The organism is Microbulbifer maximicatervae (SeqCode) (assembly GCF_052467385.1).
Genome location: NZ_CP174311.1, coordinates 623,882 through 642,816, shown reverse-complemented (window position 1 = coordinate 642,816; position 18,935 = coordinate 623,882). Strand labels below are relative to the sequence as shown.

General features: G+C 48.0%; 17 protein-coding genes. 8 read left to right on the top strand and 9 right to left on the bottom strand.

Annotated features, from left to right (window positions below):
* Window positions 1–43: 43 nt before the first annotated feature.
* Window positions 44–2,251 carry a S9 family peptidase gene (locus tag ACJJIR_RS02785; protein ID WP_444907254.1) on the bottom strand — a complete coding sequence of 736 codons (2,208 nt, stop codon included), beginning with the start codon at window positions 2,249–2,251 and terminating at the stop codon, window positions 44–46.
* Window positions 2,252–2,663: 412 nt separating this feature from the next.
* Between ACJJIR_RS02785 and ACJJIR_RS02780 the strand changes: the two genes are divergently transcribed.
* Window positions 2,664–3,116, top strand: coding sequence for a hypothetical protein (locus tag ACJJIR_RS02780; RefSeq protein ID WP_444907253.1), 453 nt, complete (start codon window positions 2,664–2,666; stop codon window positions 3,114–3,116).
* Window positions 3,117–3,244: 128 nt separating this feature from the next.
* On the opposite strand, the gene fghA is transcribed toward ACJJIR_RS02780, so the two are convergent.
* The 3 genes from fghA to ACJJIR_RS02765 form a co-directional block, all read right to left on the bottom strand.
* Window positions 3,245–4,102, bottom strand: coding sequence for an S-formylglutathione hydrolase (gene fghA, locus ACJJIR_RS02775; protein ID WP_413663341.1), 858 nt, complete (start codon window positions 4,100–4,102; stop codon window positions 3,245–3,247).
* A gap of 14 nt (window positions 4,103–4,116) precedes the next feature.
* Complete coding sequence (locus tag ACJJIR_RS02770; protein WP_413663342.1) at window positions 4,117–5,250, bottom strand: S-(hydroxymethyl)glutathione dehydrogenase/class III alcohol dehydrogenase; 1,134 nt, start codon at window positions 5,248–5,250, stop codon at window positions 4,117–4,119.
* 174 nt (window positions 5,251–5,424) lie between these two features.
* Window positions 5,425–6,438, bottom strand: a complete 1,014-nt coding sequence (locus ACJJIR_RS02765) for an AraC family transcriptional regulator (RefSeq protein WP_413663343.1) — start codon at window positions 6,436–6,438, stop codon at window positions 5,425–5,427.
* Between the two features lie 233 nt (window positions 6,439–6,671).
* On the opposite strand from ACJJIR_RS02765, the gene ACJJIR_RS02760 reads away from it, so the two are divergent.
* Complete coding sequence (locus ACJJIR_RS02760) at window positions 6,672–6,914, top strand: DUF6868 family protein (protein WP_444907252.1); 243 nt, start codon at window positions 6,672–6,674, stop codon at window positions 6,912–6,914.
* 145 nt (window positions 6,915–7,059) lie between these two features.
* Here the strand turns inward: ACJJIR_RS02760 and ACJJIR_RS02755 are convergent, their stop codons facing one another.
* The 3 genes from ACJJIR_RS02755 to ACJJIR_RS02745 form a co-directional block, all read right to left on the bottom strand.
* Window positions 7,060–7,635, bottom strand: coding sequence for a PhnA domain-containing protein (locus ACJJIR_RS02755; RefSeq protein ID WP_282931227.1), 576 nt, complete (start codon window positions 7,633–7,635; stop codon window positions 7,060–7,062).
* A gap of 272 nt (window positions 7,636–7,907) precedes the next feature.
* Window positions 7,908–8,324, bottom strand: a complete 417-nt coding sequence (locus ACJJIR_RS02750) for a CBS domain-containing protein (RefSeq protein WP_108734525.1) — start codon at window positions 8,322–8,324, stop codon at window positions 7,908–7,910.
* Between the two features lie 74 nt (window positions 8,325–8,398).
* Window positions 8,399–8,827, bottom strand: a complete 429-nt coding sequence (locus tag ACJJIR_RS02745) for an Hsp20/alpha crystallin family protein (protein WP_282931225.1) — start codon at window positions 8,825–8,827, stop codon at window positions 8,399–8,401.
* Window positions 8,828–9,142: 315 nt separating this feature from the next.
* Here ACJJIR_RS02745 and ACJJIR_RS02740 point away from each other — a divergent pair, with 315 nt between their 5' ends.
* Window positions 9,143–9,580: a host attachment protein gene (locus tag ACJJIR_RS02740; RefSeq protein ID WP_413663346.1), complete on the top strand. Its 438-nt coding sequence runs from the start codon at window positions 9,143–9,145 to the stop codon at window positions 9,578–9,580.
* Window positions 9,581–9,632: 52 nt separating this feature from the next.
* Here ACJJIR_RS02740 and yihG read toward each other — a convergent pair whose 3' ends face one another.
* On the bottom strand, window positions 9,633–10,535 hold the full coding sequence (yihG, locus tag ACJJIR_RS02735; RefSeq protein ID WP_444896075.1) for a 1-acylglycerol-3-phosphate O-acyltransferase, YihG family: 903 nt from the start codon (window positions 10,533–10,535) through the stop codon (window positions 9,633–9,635).
* A gap of 570 nt (window positions 10,536–11,105) precedes the next feature.
* Here yihG and ACJJIR_RS02730 point away from each other — a divergent pair.
* The 3 genes from ACJJIR_RS02730 (at window position 11,106) to ACJJIR_RS02720 (ending at window position 13,090) form a co-directional block, all read left to right on the top strand.
* Window positions 11,106–11,774: a hypothetical protein gene (locus ACJJIR_RS02730; RefSeq protein WP_444907251.1), complete on the top strand. Its 669-nt coding sequence runs from the start codon at window positions 11,106–11,108 to the stop codon at window positions 11,772–11,774.
* Window positions 11,775–11,908: 134 nt separating this feature from the next.
* On the top strand, window positions 11,909–12,514 hold the full coding sequence (locus ACJJIR_RS02725) for a cytochrome b (protein WP_444907250.1): 606 nt from the start codon (window positions 11,909–11,911) through the stop codon (window positions 12,512–12,514).
* Window positions 12,515–12,526: 12 nt separating this feature from the next.
* Window positions 12,527–13,090 carry a YceI family protein gene (locus ACJJIR_RS02720; protein ID WP_108734532.1) on the top strand — a complete coding sequence of 188 codons (564 nt, stop codon included), beginning with the start codon at window positions 12,527–12,529 and terminating at the stop codon, window positions 13,088–13,090.
* A 49-nt stretch (window positions 13,091–13,139) separates the two neighbouring features.
* Here the strand turns inward: ACJJIR_RS02720 and ACJJIR_RS02715 are convergent, their stop codons facing one another.
* Window positions 13,140–14,534, bottom strand: coding sequence for a cytosine permease (locus tag ACJJIR_RS02715; RefSeq protein ID WP_444907249.1), 1,395 nt, complete (start codon window positions 14,532–14,534; stop codon window positions 13,140–13,142).
* Window positions 14,535–15,249: 715 nt separating this feature from the next.
* On the opposite strand from ACJJIR_RS02715, the gene ACJJIR_RS02710 reads away from it, so the two are divergent.
* Window positions 15,250–16,224 (top strand): FHA domain-containing protein, encoded by a 975-nt coding sequence (locus ACJJIR_RS02710; RefSeq protein ID WP_444907248.1) that lies wholly within the window; start codon window positions 15,250–15,252, stop codon window positions 16,222–16,224.
* 107 nt (window positions 16,225–16,331) lie between these two features.
* A complete protein-coding gene (locus tag ACJJIR_RS02705) occupies window positions 16,332–18,914 on the top strand; it encodes a protein kinase domain-containing protein (RefSeq protein WP_444907247.1) in 2,583 nt (860 codons plus the stop codon).
* Window positions 18,915–18,935: the final 21 nt, after the last annotated feature.

Sequence of the window (18,935 nt, the reverse complement as noted above, 5' to 3'; positions counted from 1 at the left end):
CGAGGCTAGCCTCGGTTTTTTCTTCTGGGAGATTATTTAAGTATTAATCCTGCCCCTTTAAATGCCGATCAAAAAATCGCTTGATCATGCTGTATTGGTGGATGCGAGTCTGTTTACCGCGCAAGCTATGCTTCTTGCCTGGATAAGTCATCAGCTCAAATTGTTGGCCGTTGTCCTGCATCTGTTTTATGAGTTTAGTGGTATTGGTAAACAACACATTGTCATCCGCCATGCCATGATAAATCAGCAGATCACCTTGTAAGCCCTTCGCATAGGGAAACACAGAAGATGCCTCATAGGCATCCATATCCTTGGTTGGATTGCCCATATAACGCTCAGTGTAATGGGTATCATACAGCGTCCAGTCCGTAACCGGCGCACCCGATACCCCCGCCTTAAAGTAGTCTCCGGCTTTGAACATACTCATCAGTGCCATGTAACCACCGTAGCTGTGACCGAAGATACCTACTTTATTTTTATCAACGTAAGGCAAGGTACGCAGGAATTCAACGCCGGTAATTTGATCTTCCACTTCAGGAGATCCCATATTCTTAAAGATAGGATTCTCAAAAGTGGTACCGCGGTTTGCTGAACCACGATTATCTAGGGAAAAAACAATATAACCCTGTTGGGCCATATACTGGTTGAATAGCTTATCCCAGCTATTGGTAACCACCTGAGCGTGTGGACCACCATAGACAAACACCATTACCGGGTAACTTTTCTTCGCATCAAAATTAGCAGGTTTGTACAAGCGGTAGAAAAGCTCCTGGCCATGGGGCGCCTCAATACTGCCAAATTCCGGAGTGATCCATTGATCTTTATAAGGATAGAGAGGGTGAACACGATTTACAGCGTTCTGCTCAAGCCAGGTGATTCTGGCCCCTGAGCTGCTGTGCAGGCTCACTTGAGGCGGCGTGGTAACGCTGGAAAATTTATCAATATATCCAGAGGCATCCTCAGAAAATTCGATAGAGTGCATACCACTACGCTGTGAAATTCTCTTAATGTCGCTCTCCCCTTGCAGGGAGACTGCATAGAGATGCCTCTCGATTGGAGTATCTTTTCGTGCGGTAAAATACAGACGGTTAGCCTGCTCATCAACAGCCTCTAACTCGTCAACCACCCAATCTCCCTTAGTCAATTGTGCCTGTAATCTGCCGCCAAAATCATATTTATACAGGTGTTTGAAGCCATCCCTCTCCGATGACCAAATAAAAGCATCGCTATCTTCCAAAAAGTGGAGATCATGGCTCAGGTTAACCCAGGTATCGCTGGACTCGGTAAGGAGCGTTCGGGTTTTTCCCGTATTGAGATTGTAAGCACGAAGCTCTAACTTTTGCTGGTCTCGAGATTGCCACTGGAAAGTTAGCAGGTGATCACGGGCCCATTTTACTCGGGGAATATAAATATCCTGATTATCTCCCAGGTTGACCCAACGGATATCCCCCGAATCAATATCTATAAGGCCAAGTCGGATTTTTGCGTTCGCACGCCCAGCAGCGGGGTAACGTTGCTGTATCATTTCGATACGATCCGCATAGATTTCGCTACGGGTTACCTGATCAACTGGCGACTCATCAACTTGGAGGAAAGCAATATGCTGATCATCTGGAGACCACCAATAACCGGTCATCCGGTCCATTTCCTCCTGGGCAACAAACTCAGCCATTCCATTTTTAATATGATCTTTGCCGTCGCTGGTTAGCTGCTTTTCCCTACCGGTTTTCAGATCGACAATATAGATATTTTGGTCGCGAATAAACGAAACAAAGTGCCCCTCGGGAGAAACCTTTACATCGGTTTCAAAGGTTTCCGTTTCAGTCAGTCGACGCGAAGAACGGTCCTTGAGATCGTAATAGTAAATATCGCCGGCCAAAGGGAACAACAGAGACCGACCATCCTCTGACCAGCTGTACTCCATTATCCCACTACCATAAATTCGCTGGCGCTCCCGTCTTGCCTTTTCCTCATCCGAAAGAGTTTCACTACCGCTGTGCAGACTATCGGAATTGACCAAAATTCGGGACTGACCGTCTTTCAGGTTGTACTCCCAAAGATCGTAACGGTTGTAATCTTCAACTCTACCTTTGAGGAAAGTTACGCGCTGCCCATCAGGTGAATATTCCAGCGCTCGGGGAGCGGTACCACTCAGAGCCGGGTCGGAGAATAACCGTTCAATGCTGAGTGACTCTGCAGAACATATTCCTGCAAAAGTACATCCAAGTAATGCAAGCAGTGCTTGTTTCATAGGAAAACTCTTTATATTAAGTATTGTTGGCAATTCACGTACCACTTTGCTAGCAGGGGTATTATTTAGAAAATTCTGATTAATTCCATGTTATCTCCGGCTTCCTTAGGAGCCGGCCTAAATGACATCCAGGTAAGCCATAGCTTCTCTTTGGGACTTGTTCTGATCACCAGAAGTATCTCAAATTTATCGGAAACCCTCTAAAAAATGCAGCTATATTGTGGATAGAGCAAACCGGTGAAGGATTCTACAACGGAACCTTCCGGGACATGCAGTACCTTATAGTTTTGGGTTTGCGCACAAACAATCCTGCTGCAATAGCCCCCCTTTACAAATGTTTACTCTGCTTAACCAACATTTGTGGTTAGCTAATGTCGGACTAAAGCTTTTATCAAAATATGGGGTAACAATAATGAAGGTTCATCTCTTTGCATCTGCAGCTGTGATTTTGATCGCTGCTGGCTGTAGCTCTACACCAGAGATCCCCACCACTGAATCGTTTGTCACTGACATCACCGAACTGGGCCATCGTCGCTTTACCTACAAGGCAACCATTGGAGCTGGCCCCAAGGGCCAAGGCGGTAAGCGTGGTGGTCCGGGTGGTGGAGGTCCAGGTGGCGGTGGTCCCGGTGGCGGTGGTCCCGGTGGTGGTGGTCCCGGCGGCGGTGGTAAGGGTAGTGGTGGCCCAGGAGGTGGCGGTCCCGGCGGCGCCAATTCTGGAGATGTGAAGAAAGTTGCCCGGCAGAGAATGGAACTCTTGCTAGCTGAAAGTGGCTTCTGTCCCAATGGCTGGTTCCTGATCGAACAAACTTTTGACCAGAACAGAGCTGAAATTATTGGCGAGTGTCGGGCGGTTGCACGATAAGCTTACGCCTCTCACTTTGGCTCTATGTATTCTGCTCGTATCGCTTTATACATAGCAAGCGCGAAACCCTTTACCCAAACAGCCCCTCAACTGAGGGGCTAACTTCACTAGTCCGCAATTTACACTGCCTAATACCTATGTCTGCTCAACAATGAGTCTGCATGGAACCTTAAGTGCTCCTCAATAAATGAAGCGATGAAATAGTAACTGTGATCGTAGCCTGCATGGTGCTCTATCCGAAGAGGATAATCACTGGCTTCGGCAGCTGTTTGCAGGGAATGTGGTCTCAGCTGCTCCTCAAGAAACTCATCCTGTTCTCCCTGAGAAACCAAAATCGGCGTTTTCTCTACAGCGCGCCCCATTAGCACTGTTGCGTCATATGGCTCCCAGCTCTTGGGATCAGCTCCCAAGTATGTTCCCAACGCCTTTTCTCCCCAAGGGCAAGCAATAGGATTGCAAATTGGACTAAAAGCAGAAATTGATTGATATCGCTTGGGGTTTCGCAGGCCGATTACCAGGGCACCATGGCCGCCCATGGAGTGCCCGCAAATCCCGCGTCGACCATTGGTGGGGAAATGAAGTTCTACCAGGCTTGGAAGTTCATCCACGATGTAGTCATACATTTGATAATGCTGTTTCCAGGGTTCTTGGGTCGCGTTCACATAAAAACCAGCCCCCTGCCCCAGATCATAACCCGGGTCATCCGCCACATCGTCTCCTCTGGGGCTCGTATCGGGTATCACTAAGATAATCCCTAACTCTGCAGCGACTCTCTGAGCACCAGCCTTTTGACTGAAGTTTTCATCCGTGCACGTCAAGCCCGAAAGCCAATAAACAACAGGATATTTCCTCTGTGTATTCCCCTCTGCATCCTGTGGTAAAAAAATGGAGAAAACCATAGAACAGTTGAGCGTGCTGGATTTATGTCGGTAACGCTGCTGAAAACCGTCAAAAGATTTAGTACTGCTAACCAATTCAATCGACATTTTAAGTGGTCCTATCAAGCCTGCTGGAAATGAATAACACTGCGAATACTTTTACCTTCATGCATTAAATCGAAGGCATCATTTATTTGCTCAAGGGGCATTGAGTGAGTAATAAAGTCATTCAATTTAAATTCTCCAGCCAGGTAACGCTCTACGAAAGAAGGCAATTCAGAGCGCCCCTTTACACCGCCGAATGCTGATCCCTTCCAAACCCGCCCTGTAACCAACTGGAATGGGCGGGTGCTGATTTCCTGTCCCGCACCTGCCACTCCAATAATAATGGATTCCCCCCATCCTTTGTGGCAAGACTCCAAGGCAGCTCTCATCAGGTTAACATTGCCCACACACTCAAAAGAATAATCCACTCCGCCATCGGTAAGCTCTACGATAACCTCTTGAATAGGCTTATCGTAAGCCTTGGGGTTAATACACTCAGTGGCTCCCAGTTTCTTCGCCAGCGCAAATTTGTCCTCATTAATATCGACACCAATAATTCGTGAGGCGCCAGCCATCTTGGCTCCGATCACTGCGGATAAACCAATTCCACCCAAACCAAAAATTGCCACACAGGAGCCCGGCTCAACCTTGGCGGTATTGGTAACGGCTCCCATTCCCGTAGTAACACCACAGCCCAGCAGACAAACCTCATTTGAGGGGGCTTCGGGATTAATTTTGGCCACAGATATCTCAGGAAGGACTGTGTACTCAGAAAAAGTAGAGCATCCCATATAATGGAAAATGGGTTTCCCATTCACCGAAAAGCGTGTCGAACCATCAGGCATTAACCCTTTGCCCTGGGTGCCCCTGATTTTTTGGCACAAATTGGTCTTTCCAGAGAGACAAAACTTACATTCGCCACATTCAGGGGTATACAAAGGAATTACATGATCCCCGACAGAGACACTGGTCACCCCCTCACCAACGGATTCAACAACACCCGCACCTTCGTGACCGAGGATTGCCGGGAATACCCCTTCAGGATCATCTCCTGACAAAGTGAACGCATCTGTGTGACAAACGCCGGTGGCGTGTAATTTCACGCGAACTTCACCCCGTTGGGGAGGCATAACATCGACATCCTCAATAACCAAACGCTCCCCAGGCCCCCAAGCTACAGCTGCTTTACAACGGATTGTCTCTGCACTCATTTTCAATTCTGCCTTTCATCATTCGTTCCAGTGGCGCCCAGCATAGTCCCCTAAGATTATTGGTGCAAAGCCAAGCGCCGCTGCTGAAGTAAAATCAGGAAAAATCTAAAAGCTCACCCTTATAGTAATAATTGGTAGCGCCGAACAATTATTCAAAATAATTCCTTTAATTGATTAACAATTAATAGCTTGTCGCTTCCTCCACTGCAGTGGGGAGCTTCCATGAATGGCTCGAAATGCTTTTGAGAAAGCACTGATATCGGTGTAGCCCAAACTTGCTGATAGTAATCCCACATCAATACTTGAGGCCCGTAGATGCCAGCGAGCAGTCTTCATTCGCGCCCCCTGTACCAACTGCTTAAAGGAGGTTCCCGCTTCATTTAAACGGCGCTGAAGCGTTCTCATTGGCATACCGAGTAAGCGAGAAATTTGCTCCAGGGAGTGCTGCTGGGCCCCGAGAGTTTGAAGGATTAAGACTTGAACCTGTCGGCTGATATCACCCTTGTGCTCTGCCAATAAGCACTTGGAAAACTCCTCAAAATATCTCATAAGACCGCTGCTGGGTTTAGCGAGGGGATAGTTCATCAATGATCCATCAAAAACCAAGCGATCTCGATCTTGCTCAAAACTAGCCTCAATGCCAAAAAAATTTTGGTAACTACTCAGCGGAGATTGGGGCTTATGCCGAAATGAAACAGAGCGGGGAGATACTTTAGAGCCAACCATCTCCTGTATCAGGCGATAGGCAGCGCCTACTGAAAGTTCAGTATACTGTTGCGCGGGAATTGCGTCGGGGAAGTGATTAACTCTCTCTGCAATCAAGCAGTCATCGGTTTGGTAAATTTTCCAGTGGTCCGCCTGGTTGTGTAACACCATATACCGATGAGTTACTGTCAAAGCACTGGATAGATTCTCACTTTCCAGTATCAGCTTACCAAGGACGCCCAGCATACGCAGCCCTTGCTTCCCCGCCAATCGCAAGCCAAAGTCACTACAGGACAAGTCCCGTGAACACAAATTAAGGAGGTCCACCAGCGTTGCAATGGGGATCAAGATATTTGGACGACGTGTACAATCCGCAGGAAGCCCCACTTGCGCTAAAAAATCTGATGACTGACCACCGAGCTGTGGCACCAATAGATTAAACCCAGCCAGCGCACCACTGCGAATTTCATAGATAGGCTTCATGTTTTATAGCTACCATATTGCCAACCTCTCATTTGCACTATCACACAGTGTCTAGGAATAATGAGCATCGGACAATAGCTATATCATATAACATAGCTCTTCAACTAACTGGGACTACCCCTATCCACAAACACAACTTATTTGAAGGCTAGTGCCTGACTATTGTGGCACTTTCCACTATCTACTCATAAAACTATCGGTTTATACAAGAAAGAACTGCAAGGAAATTTCACATGGAAACTGAAAATCTAACACTATTTTTAGGCTGGGCTTCGATTATAAACATATTGATACTACTGCTATCAACTCTTGGACTTGTCTGCCTGAGGAAGTCGATCATCAGGATTCACGCACGAATATTTGAGCTTAATGAACAAGATTTAGGCCGTGCATATTTTCAATATCTAGCACAATACAAAATTGCTATTATCGTCTTCAATATTACACCGTATTTTGCTCTAAAAATTATCAGTTAATTGATAAAAGCGGAAATATTTTGCAAAAAAATAAGAAAGGTAAACTATACCTTTCTTATTTTCATAATTAAGACGGATAGGGGAGTATTTCGGGTCCGCCGGCAGATACCCTTTTCAGAAAATGAAGTTATTTCTGAAATATTTATCAGCCACTCTTTTTCACAAACTTTGTCAGAATAACAATTCTCTGACCCTCGACCCGTCCTTCGATATGCTCAGGATTATCGCTTAAGCTGATACCGCGAACTGCCGTTCCCCGTTTTGCAACCAAACTGCTTCCTTTTACATCCAAGTCTTTGATAATAACTACATTATCTCCAGCTTGTAACTGGGCACCATTACTATCCCGATGAATCACCAACTCACCAGCCTCTGGTATTGCCCCGGCCTCTGCCCAGGCCAGCAAATCGCCATCCAAATACAACATGTCAAACAAGTCTTGGGCCCAGGTCTCGCCAGATAAGCGCTTTAGAATACGCCATGCCAACACTTGAATTGCCGGCTCGGTACTCCACATAGACTCCGACAGACACTGCCAGTGCGCACTTTCCAGCTGTGCAGGATTTTCCAGCTGGTCCCTACAGGTTTGACACAATAATACTGCCGCATCTGGATAGCCCTCTGACTGGGGTACGTCATAAACCGCCAAGCCATTTTCTGCTTTACAGAGCTCGCACTGATTTCCACTGCGTTGTGCCAACTGTTCCTGAGTCACAGCCATAAGTAACCTCAAAAAAAGTAGGGATTATACGACTGATTCTTCCTTCACGCTTCCCAAATAATCACATTTAACGGACATCGGGGTCGACCGTGAACATGATCAAGCTTAGACAGGAAGTAAATAAGACTATCAACAGCCCAGTAGTAGATGGAGCCATCAGGTTGCCGAGGGATTCACAGGCTTCAGACAAGACACTCTAGAGCACTAAAACTTCCAACAGCCGCCAATATAGATTGACGACTGTAAAGAGCATTATGCGTTAAGTCCCACACTCAGTGGTGCGAGGAGACCGCTGCCGCGAACTGCCCACCCTGCTTGCTGGCGATGGCACTGGTAATATCCCCTAAACTGAGAATACCGACCATACGCTTTTCACTATTGAGTACCGGCATTCGTCGTAACAACTGTTGCTCCATTTTGTGGACAGCAGACAGCAGATCATCCTCTTCCCAGCACCATTCAATCCCCTCTGTCATAACATCTCGGGCGGACAGAGAGCTGAGATTACCCCCCTGAACCACACCGCGACATACAATATCTCTATCAGTCACTATTCCTACAAGCCTGTCATTTTCTCCGATCGGCACTGCACCAATATCTTCATCTCGTAAAATTTTTGCCAACTCCTGTAATGGAGTATCCGGGGTGCACCAGGTAGCCCCCTCATGCATTGCGTGTTTAACTTTCATAGGTACCTCAAAGCTCTTTAGACAAATGCCAAAGAGAGTGACGGGTAAAACCCATCACCCTTAACCCCTATAGATCAGTGCACTTCAATCCGCTTTCTTTGCGGGGGATGCCCCTCATGTTTTGGTACCGTGAGCGTGAGAATCCCATCTTTGAAATTTGCATCAATCTCACTTTCGCGAACATCTTCACCAAGATTGAAACTGCGCAAGAACTTGCCGTAACGCCGCTCCTGACGAAGCACGCGGCCATCCTTCTTCTCCTTAACCTCGCGGTGCACCTCAGCTTCAAGGGTCAAAACCCCATTTTCTAGGGTTACACTGATATCGTCCTTACCCACTCCCGGCAGCTCAGCGCTAATTTCATACATATTCTTGCGCTCACTCACATCGATACGCGGAGAAAAAAATCCCTCGCGTTCAGAGCCGATTGCACGGGTCGGTGAGAGCATTTGTTCAAACATATTATCAAGGTCCAATAGGGACCCTCTGGGGATCAGACTCATATCTACAACCTCTTTTTACGCTAAGCCGCAAAAGGCGCCAGAAAACTCAAGAGTCCGTCTTGCGCCTGTTACATCTTGAGTACAGTCTAGGAAATACTGCGACAAACGAAGGGATTAAGTGCCGATAAAAGCCATTACAAATTGAATATGAGAGCTGTCGTATATTTCTTTTGTACATATAAATATTAAAAACTTCCTTTCCAATTGCACCTAAAGAGAATTTCCACCTCCATATCCATCAATAAGCAACCAGGGCTCGTGGCCAATATGGCTATTTACTAGGATTAAATAAGGCAGTTAAACGAGGATATGTTCATGGCCTTAGCATGGGTCCTTGTGGCTAACCAGTCCCAAGCGCGAATTTTTGAAGCCAACAAACGCGCGGGAAATCTCAATGAAATCCAGGCACTTCTCCATCCAGAATCGCGGCTCTCTGGCAGAGACCAAGAGAGTGATGCACCCGGACGCACTTTCGACAGCTATGGTCAAGGAAGGCACTCAGTAGGTAATTCTGCAGGATTACATCGCCGTGAAGGTGAGAATTTTGCCAGAGAAATTGCACATACCCTGGAGAGGGGAAGACAGGAGGGCCAGTACGAAAAACTGTATATTGTTGCAGAACCCTACATGGTTGGCAGCTTGAGGGATGCCTTGAAAACTCCAACCCGCGCAACAATAGCGGGAGAAACAGGAAAAAATCTGGTGGCTTGTGAACCTGAGGAGATCCGGGCTCAGCTTCCTATTTGGCTATAGTGACTTTCGGCCAGTAGAGAGGGTCACGAGTGAACCTCTCTACGAACCCCGCTCAAGCCCTGCTTTCCATTAAAAGCTTATCAATCAGGGCATCCTTTTCAGTCCATAACTCATTTACCCACTGATTAAACTCCACCCGAAACTCCTGATCGGTTGCGTAGTCTCTCTCAAAAAACCGGCTCGGCAACTGGACTTTCTCAATGCGAACAATCACTTTCTTTAACTTACCGGAAAGGAAATCTTTAAAAGTAGGTATACCATCAGGGTAAACAATGGTGACATTCAGTAACTGGTTCAGCTGCTCACCCATACAGTGCATTGCAAAAGCAATCCCTCCGGACTTGGGCTTTAGAAGATGTTTGAAAGGCGATTGCTGTCTTTGATGCTTCTCTTTGCTAAACCTTGTTCCTTCAAGGAAGTTCATAATACTGGTGGGTATTAGCTTAAATTTTTCACAAGATTTTTTCGTCGCTTCAAGATCCTTACCGCGCATCTCTGGATGTTTTTTCAAAAATTCTTTGCTGTAACGCTTCATAAATGGAAAGTCGAGTGCCCACCAGCACATTCCAATCACAGGAACTTTGATCAACTCTTGCTTCACAAAAAATTTCAGGAATGGAATTCTTCGATTAAAAATCGACTGCATAATAAAAATATCAACCCAGCTTTGATGGTTCGCTGTGACCAGATACCATCCATGTTTATCGAGATGCTCTATCCCCTGTACATCCACCTGGGTTCTCTGGGTCAGCTTCATCCATCCTTTATTTAGGGTTATCCACATTTCTGCCCAAGAAATAAAAAAACCCATGAAAATTTTTTGCAGAAAGGCAAAAGGGAGAATAAATCTAAAAACTGAAAACAAAAGTATGGGGGCTGCACAAACCAATGTGCTAACGGCCAGCAACACCGAAGATATGACCAACAGCAAAAACGAAGGGAGAAAGTTAAACATCTAAAGGCTCTTTTAATTTTCCGGGCTTACAGGTCAGGCTGTCACGCCATATTCACAGGTTACCCGTTTCTTTTTTAATATCTTGAAATCCACTTATCACAAACTAAGCGGACTCTGCTCTCATCAGTGTATTTACATAATCCGGGCTACAGGCTGCCTATCGCAATCAACATGGCTGTGTATATTTATGGCTCATGGGAAACTGCTTCACTGCAATAAATTCATGCGCCGAGCGCCTAGGCTTTAGCCGTGCCAGAGGCAATATCAAACCGCAGCAACTCTGGGAGAGTAACACGCATTTCAACCCCATATTTATTGACTGAATAGTCTGAATCTATCGGCGATACATCAGCGCAAACTGCACGGATAAAACCAGTGACAGCAGCCCAGTGAGCGGCCTCATTTTTTCAGCATGCCCTGGATATGAAAAGGCGCCATTGTACCCTTTCTATAATCATGGATTAGCAACTTTTATCTTCCCACGCCGCAAAGGCACGATAGTGACTGGAGCAGCGTTGCACCCTGCTAAACTTGAGGCTCCAGGTCGTAGAATTGCGCCGGGAGAATAGAATGGGAATTACAGGTAATAAGCAACACTTCCACCGCAAGCAATGGCTCAGCGTACAGCAGGCCGTTGACCACCTGAGTGCATTGTCTGAAGAGCCACTAACCAGTGCACATCTTGCAGACCTGGCCGATGAGCAGCTTCTTAACCTGTACTGGTACCGTCCAGGCCAAAAACTGTCCTTGGAAGATCACAAGGGGACCCGTGAACTGGTAGAGCCTGTCAGGCTCTGTTACGAAAATCCCAGTGACTGGCACGCCATCGTGGATATTTTGCGGAACAATCCAGCGCTGCCCGCCTACGAACATGACACCCCGCTTCTGGAAGATGCCGACGGAAACCGGCTGCGAATCACCTTCGACTACCACCAGCGACCAGAACCGTTTAGCAGCCGCTGGTACCCTACCTATGCGGAGTTAGTGCTCAAGCGCAACGATTTGGAACAACTGGAACCCCACCTGTTTACCAGCCAGGCAGTTGAGACGGGGTTTGAGCGCGAGACCCTATTGAATGTTATCTGGCAGCTGGAACAACTAGCCCTTGGGGATGAAGAGCACTCCACCAGCTGGCTGGCAGACCAACTGGCACAGCGCTCTTCCGCACTGGATCGGCTATCTTGTGAGCGCATCCTTCAGGCGGCCGAGCGCGAAAGCTCTCCGGGACGATCGATATAGCGCGGCATTTCCTGCTAACACCTTTGACTCCTTTCCCATACTCAGGAACTCCCCATTGGTGGTAGAGCCCAAAGGCTGTACCCTAGTGGCACTTAGCAAATCTAAGTGTGACGTACTACCAATAGGAGAGAGAAGTGCAGGCCAAAAACAGCTCCTCCAGCTACGGCTGGGTAGCCATCGCCCTCCACTGGATAATGGCCCCTGCGATCATAGGGACTTTTATTCTCGGTTGGTGGATGCGCCAGCTATCCTACTACGATCCCTGGTATCAACGAGCCCCTGAAATTCACAAAGGGGTGGGCATCATCCTGCTTGTGTTTCTACTCTTCAGGCTGGTTTGGCGCTTTGCCAACCCATCTCCGGCGAGCAACCCCCTAACGCCCAGCTGGCAGAAGTTCGCCGCCACTGCCACTCATGGACTGATTTACCTGTTACTACTGGCAATCATGGTTTCCGGCTATCTGATTTCTACCGCCGATGGCCGCCCTATCGATGTCTTCAGCATAGTGAGCATCCCTGCAACCTTACAAGGAATTCCCAATCAGGAAGACATTGCGGGATCTATCCACGAAATCCTTGCCTGGGGCCTGATTGGACTCGTAACAGCACATATCTTGGCAGCCCTCAAGCGTCACTTTATTGACCGTGACGGCACACTGCGCAGAATCCTTGGCATCCGTGTAAAGGGCTCTACAGACGATCACTCACACGTACAAACAACACTCTCAACCACCAAATAAGGAAAAAATGACATGAAGAAGCTCTCTGTATTTCTTATTGCAGCTCTGATGGGGACTGTAGCCCAAGCAGCGGAATACAAAATCGACACCAAAGGGGCTCACGCTTTTGTGCAGTTTCGTATCAAGCACCTTGGATACAGCTGGCTGTACGGCCGTTTCGATGACTTCAACGGCTCCTTCTTTTACGATGAAAAGCAGCCAGAAAAATCTTCTATCAATGTCGACATCGATGTAACCAGCCTCAACAGCAATCACGCTGAGCGAGACAAGCACCTGCGCAGTGATGACTTCCTCGATACCGCAAAATTCCCCACTGCTACTTTCAAGAGCACTAGCTTTGAACCTCTGGAAGACGGCAAAGCCCGTCTAAATGGCGAACTGACCCTGCGCGGTATCACTAAGCCAATCACAATTGACGTTACCAATATCGGTGGCGGTAAAGACCCTTGGGGCGGCTACCGCCAGGGCTTCAGTGGAACCACTGAGTTCGAGCTGAAAGAATTCGGTATCAAATCCCTAGGCCCAGCCTCACAGAAAGTTGAGATGATCCTGGATATTGAAGGTATCCGTATCTAACAACAAAAAAGTACACCCCCTGAGCCCGGAAATACCTCCGGGCTCCCCCCTAACTGCGCTTCGCAACACTCCAATAAACAACGCAAGCAGCAGCTGCAGCCAATAGCCAGTCGACGCCTGCCATCAACCCTCTCGGTAAGAAAAAAGCTAGCATTGTGATGACAATACATGTCCCCAATAAAGTCAGCAGTGCTCGCGGGTTCCAGCCACAGAAATAGTAATAACGCCCATCACTTTCGCTGTAATACAACTGCCCTACATCCATCTGGCGCTTCTCTACTAAGTAGTAGTGAGACAATATGACACCATAGGCAGGCGCCAGAAAAACCCCCATCCAGTTTACGAACGCCACTAAACCGATTTGTTTGATAACAGCGGGCCACAAAGCACTAATCAGAAAGGCCAGAAACAGCGTTATCAATGCCGCCCTGCGAAACCCCAGGTACTTTGGCAGAAGATTTGAAATATCGTTAACTGGAGCCACAAAGTTCGCCACCACATTGATGCCGGCCGTTGCTGTAAAAAAAACAACCGCGGCGATCAATGACAGTTCCAGATTCCCAAGCTTCTGCACAATATCAGTGGGATTTGCCAGGTTCTGGTGGAAAACTGACTGGGCGGCGATAGTGGTGAACAGAACAATTATCGCAAAGCCAGTCATATTTATAGTGATTCCCAGCCAATTTCCCCTTCGCATAACAGACACGTTCTTACAGAAGCGAGCAAAATCTCCATAACTTAGGATTATCGGCGCATAGAGAGCCAACATAGTACCTGTGACTTTGATGAGCTGGACCAAGCCATCGCCCCAGGATGCTATAGACCGATCAAAGAAAGTAGCAACAGCAAATGAAAACTGTCCGTCACTGCGAACCACTAGCATCCACAACAGCGCTAGCATCACTCCATAGACACAGGGTGCAGCCAGGTTGATAAACCAACGGATCGTATTGATACCTTTGAAAAATAGAAGAGCTTGAAATAATGAGACAAGTACGAGGGAAGCCCAATCGATCCGGTCCATTGCCAGCCACTGCCCTCCGACAGCTTGAGGCCACCATTCTCTCAGTAATAAAGACATGGCATGGGCAGCAAACCAGGTCTGCGCACCGTACCAAAATATTGCCACGCTCCCCCGAAGCAGCGCAGGGACGTTAGCACCTCGGATCCCCATACTAGCCCTGGCTAATACGGGAAACGGTATACCGCATTTAACACTCGGTTCACCGATTAAATTTAACAAGGTGATAATTAAAATTGCTGCAATAGCGATCCCAGCGAGAACCAGCCAAGCATTCGTATTAGGGCCGAGGAATAGGGTTGCCGCCAGGGTATAGCCAGCGAGACTTTGTGCAGCGTTGGCCCAAAGGTTAAATATCGTCAGAGTGCCCCAGCGTTTAGCTGCGGGCTTCACCACCGCTAAATTTTCATTCTTTAGCTGCAAAGTGTCACCTAAGTGCATCTGATAAATAGCGCGCCAAAGCAGCTACTTCAAATCAGCCTTTTCAACAATGACATACAAGCCGTCGAAAGTGCCAAATTTAACGGTTAATAATATATATTCTCTTTTACAATTGAGACTTATTTTCAATAACAGCAAAAGTGGTATCCATTTACCAAATTAGCAGTAATGCCGCTAGCACTGGCGCACAACTGTGAAATATATTGTGTAGCCATCGATTAAAGAAGATGCGATCGACAAAGATACAAGCAAGTATCCATTAAACTAGTGTGCAGCCGTGTATTTGGAGAACATTAACCAAGTCACAAGTAAAAGTACGAAAAGGTCTTTAAGATTTTTGACGGCGGCACAACTTTTCAGCGAAAATGGAAGCAATTACTGACAATTATTGCACTCCCTCTAGAGACAGTTATCAAGGGAGCGCAAAAATAGAACAATTTCCAAAAATCGTAGTGACTAAATCATTCAGAACTGGGGCAGTCCTCTCCGAGACTAGCAGTGGGATAGCGGCGCAGAACAGCGCCCATCACAACACGTAGTGTCTCAGCTCAAGGGAAATAATCGCCGCAGATGGTAAGCCAAGACTCAGTACTGCTGAGGTATTCGCAGGACAAGCACAGCGGGCATCCACCAGTATGAATGAACTTTGTCGCAATCAGGCCACAGATTGAGTTGGCCACGGCAGAAGGGTAGGAATATGGCTTGCTTACAGCATCCAGATAGGGAACAACCAGTTTACTTAATGGCACACCACACCATTGGGCGCCGGCAGGGTGCAGTAGACACAAGAATCACAAGTGCTGAGATATCGGGCATCCATGCCGCAGTGCAGTGGACCGGTACTCATTGGAATATCCGCGACCTAAGTCGCAATGGCACTTGGCTAAATGGCCAGCAGCTGGTGCCTGCTAAGAGCTACCCACTCCAGACCGGTGATAAGATCGCTTTTGGGCGGGCTAATAACCCAGCCTGGATCGTCGAAAACCTCGACGCTCCCGAGAACTTGCTGATCGATATTCACTCCGGCGAGGCACAACCACTGGAACAATACCACCTGCTGCCCGACGAAAATGAGCCTCTCGCCAGCCTTCAATACAGCCCCCTAACAGGGCAGTGGTTGTACGAGTTCACAGGCCCATCCGCTGAAGACGGCGATAAGATCCTGGTAAATCATGGCGATCGTATCGATTGCGGCCTGCATAGCTGGCAGCTATTCCTGGCGGACAACCAAGGGGCAACGAAAGAGTTGTCACTGCAGCAGCTGTCTATTGTCGACTTTGAGCTGAAGTTCTCTGTGAGCTCCCACGAAGAGCATGTGCAGTTACAACTTCAGCGGGAAGGCATGAAGCAATCCTTACCAGCAAGAATCCACAACTATCTCTTGTTGTACCTTGCTCGTGCCCGCCACAAAGATATGCAGAGCGGCATGGACACTGACTCCCAGGGCTGGGTTTCTATTCAGGTAGCCACTCACGAGCTGGGTATCACTGTTAACCACTTGAACACCCAAATTTTCCGCGCCCGCAAACAAATCTCTGAATCCCTACCTGATGCAGTGGATACTTCGAGCCTGGTAGAGCGTCGATCCTGGGAAATCCGTATTGGTTGTCCACAATTCGAAATTTATAAAGGCAACCAACTCGAGGCAAAAACAGAGCCGGAAGCGGTATAGCTTCATCTCCAGAAAGGGGGCTTAAGGCTAAGCCCCTTCATTACCTATTCAGTAATTACTTGCCAGGGTGGCGGAGCTGAATCTCTTATCCCTCGGCAAGAATTACAATGTCAGCGCAACCACCCTCTTATATCGGCCGGTACAAGATCATCAGGCAGCTTGGTGCCGGGGGAATGGGAGTTGTGTACCTCGCCAAAGATGAGCGACTGAACCGAGAGGTCGCTATAAAGCGATTGCTCAACAACCCTGAAGACGAATCTGCCTCACAGCGAATTCGCCAGGAAGCATTACTGCTCGCACAACTAAACCACAACCATATTGTACAAATTTATGATGTTGTGGAGGAGCAGAACGATGTAGCCCTGGTTATGGAGTATGTTGATGGCCGCCCACTAACCTATTGGGCACGGGAGTTTAACCCCAGCCTCTGCCAGAAAATCCAGCTACTCAAGCAAATCACTACCGGTCTTGCGCGTGCCCATGCGGCTGGAATTATTCACCGCGACTTGAAAGCTGACAACATCCTTATTGACAGCAATAACATCGCAAAAATCGCTGATTTTGGAATTGCGCGGAGCTGGCAGGATACGAAAGAAATTACCCGCGAGCAGCATATCGCTGGCAGCTGGTGCGCAATGTCTCCCGAGCAGGCCCTCGGCGAGAAACTGGATAACCGCTGTGACTTATTTGCCCTGGGGATGCTCGCCTATCACCTACTGTGTGATCAGCCTCCCTTCGGCAAGCATGGAAGCCCATACGTTATTATCGATCGGATCATCAACAACCCGCACCCAGCCGCAGGGGCCATAAACCCCGGACTTCCTACGGAGCTGTGCAAGTTACTAGATAAGCTGCTGGCCAAAAACCCGGACAAACGCCCCGTCAGTGCTGCCGTTGTAGCCACCGATTTGGATGTGATACTGAGCCAATTAACATCGGATCATGAAACCGCCGATGACCATGACATCACGATCACCACGGAAGACTTTCATGTACAACATCGACGTACAAACAAAGGACACAAACTTCTAGCCGACATACTCCTGGCATCCGGTGCGATGTTACTAGGCTTAACCGCCGCTGTTTTTCCTGAACTTTCTCTATGGGGAAGTAAAGAACCCTCGGCAAAGTACATTGCGATTATTGAGCCAGACTTATCAAACCTGCGCAGCCGAGAGGAAAAGCTACTGGCCAATAACCTTCTCAGCTCCATCAAACAGGGGCTTTCCGATCAACCAGCGCTACTACTGGTGCCCTATTCGGAATCCCAGCAACTAAAAGGCAAGCCTTTGCGGGAGCAGGCACAAGCGCTCAACGCACAGCTGCTGCTCCAATTTGCCCTAAACTGTGAAGCCACCGCCTGTGAAGCTTCATTTGCCCTTATAGAAACCGAGGGGTTTGCTGAAGTCGCCAACCGTAGTGCCATGCTGAACCTGGATGCACCGCTGGAGAGCCGCGCACGCGTCTTGCAACAGCTGCACTATCTACTCCCCAACTACCCTACAGGAAGCCTAGGAGCTCAGTTCAACCTTAGCCCTGAAGATTACCAGCAGTACCTCGAAATATTTGAACAGCGCAATAATGAAGCTAATGTTGCCGGGGCAATTACCAAAGTTGAGGCTCTGCTAAAAAGGAATCCCTACTTCCCCTCCTACTATGAACTGTTAGCGGATCTATTAGCCACCCACCTATATCACTCGCGGGATACCAAAATACGCGGCCGACTCACAGGGCTTCTCAACAACATACCAACAAAGATTTCCAACCACCCAACGGTGTTGATCACTAAGTTGCGTATTGCCATCTTCCTGGCAGATACAGAGCTTACAGAGTCCTTACTTGCAAAACTAAAGCTGCAACTACCTGATCAGGCTCTCTACTACTTCCTGCGCGCGAAAGCCCACCAGCGAGGGGGGAATTACAACCGTGCGCTGGAAGTCATTAACCAAGCACTCAACATTCGTACCAGCCCTCTTTATCTTCGCCAAAAGGCTCTGACCTTGACCCTGATGGGGCAAATGGAAAAAGCGAGGCCTTACCTTTTACAGGCTATCCGTCTCAACAATCAATATATTGATGCTATCTCCTTGCTTGCAGCCAATGAATTGGATTCAGGCCGCCCCAAAGAGTCTATCCGGCTCCTTAGTGAGGTGGGCTTAAAGCATTTAGGGGACCGGGATACCTTCAACCTTTGCTTGTCCTATTACATCGAACAGCAGCTGCAGGATACGAGAACCTGCCTGAGTCATGTTGCTGAACGAGCCCCTAACGATCCCCATGTATATCTGCTGTTGGCAGAGCTTGCCCGCCTGGAAAATAGACAGCTGCAATCACAAGAGTTTGCCCAGCGCGCTCTGACCTTGGCACAAGAGCAGGAGGACTGGCTCGGATTGCTACTGCGAGCAAGGGCCTACTCTGAACTGGGCCAGGGTGAGCAAGCTATTGAGACACTATTAAAGATGGATAACACCGCTCCAGACGGCCTATTTGTCAATTACAGCCGCGCCCAGGTTTACATGGCCAGCGGCGATATGCTTTCCGCCAAAGCCTATATACGAAAAACTTTGGAGTTAGGCATGGCTCCAGTGTGGTTCACAACCATTGGCTTTCAGCCTATTTGCACTTTGGCAAATTTTGATGATTTACGCACCAATTATCCAACACTATGTTCTGACAGGATTGACAGCTAAACAGTCATAAGCAAGTCGAAC

Excerpts from the sequence above, each read along its gene's own strand:
- ACJJIR_RS02785 (WP_444907254.1), bottom strand. The coding sequence starts at position 2,251 with ATGAAACAAGCACTGCTTGCATTACTTGGATGTACTTTTGCAGGAATA.
- ACJJIR_RS02780 (WP_444907253.1), top strand. The coding sequence starts at position 2,664 with ATGAAGGTTCATCTCTTTGCATCTGCAGCTGTGATTTTGATCGCTGCT.
- fghA (WP_413663341.1), bottom strand. The coding sequence starts at position 4,102 with ATGTCGATTGAATTGGTTAGCAGTACTAAATCTTTTGACGGTTTTCAG.
- ACJJIR_RS02770 (WP_413663342.1), bottom strand. The coding sequence starts at position 5,250 with ATGAGTGCAGAGACAATCCGTTGTAAAGCAGCTGTAGCTTGGGGGCCT.
- ACJJIR_RS02765 (WP_413663343.1), bottom strand. The coding sequence starts at position 6,438 with ATGAAGCCTATCTATGAAATTCGCAGTGGTGCGCTGGCTGGGTTTAAT.
- ACJJIR_RS02760 (WP_444907252.1), top strand. The coding sequence starts at position 6,672 with ATGGAAACTGAAAATCTAACACTATTTTTAGGCTGGGCTTCGATTATA.
- ACJJIR_RS02755 (WP_282931227.1), bottom strand. The coding sequence starts at position 7,635 with ATGGCTGTGACTCAGGAACAGTTGGCACAACGCAGTGGAAATCAGTGC.
- ACJJIR_RS02750 (WP_108734525.1), bottom strand. The coding sequence starts at position 8,324 with ATGAAAGTTAAACACGCAATGCATGAGGGGGCTACCTGGTGCACCCCG.
- ACJJIR_RS02745 (WP_282931225.1), bottom strand. The coding sequence starts at position 8,827 with ATGAGTCTGATCCCCAGAGGGTCCCTATTGGACCTTGATAATATGTTT.
- ACJJIR_RS02740 (WP_413663346.1), top strand. The coding sequence starts at position 9,143 with ATGGCCTTAGCATGGGTCCTTGTGGCTAACCAGTCCCAAGCGCGAATT.
- yihG (WP_444896075.1), bottom strand. The coding sequence starts at position 10,535 with ATGTTTAACTTTCTCCCTTCGTTTTTGCTGTTGGTCATATCTTCGGTG.
- ACJJIR_RS02730 (WP_444907251.1), top strand. The coding sequence starts at position 11,106 with ATGGGAATTACAGGTAATAAGCAACACTTCCACCGCAAGCAATGGCTC.
- ACJJIR_RS02720 (WP_108734532.1), top strand. The coding sequence starts at position 12,527 with ATGAAGAAGCTCTCTGTATTTCTTATTGCAGCTCTGATGGGGACTGTA.
- ACJJIR_RS02710 (WP_444907248.1), top strand. The coding sequence starts at position 15,250 with ATGGCTTGCTTACAGCATCCAGATAGGGAACAACCAGTTTACTTAATG.
- ACJJIR_RS02705 (WP_444907247.1), top strand. The coding sequence starts at position 16,332 with ATGTCAGCGCAACCACCCTCTTATATCGGCCGGTACAAGATCATCAGG.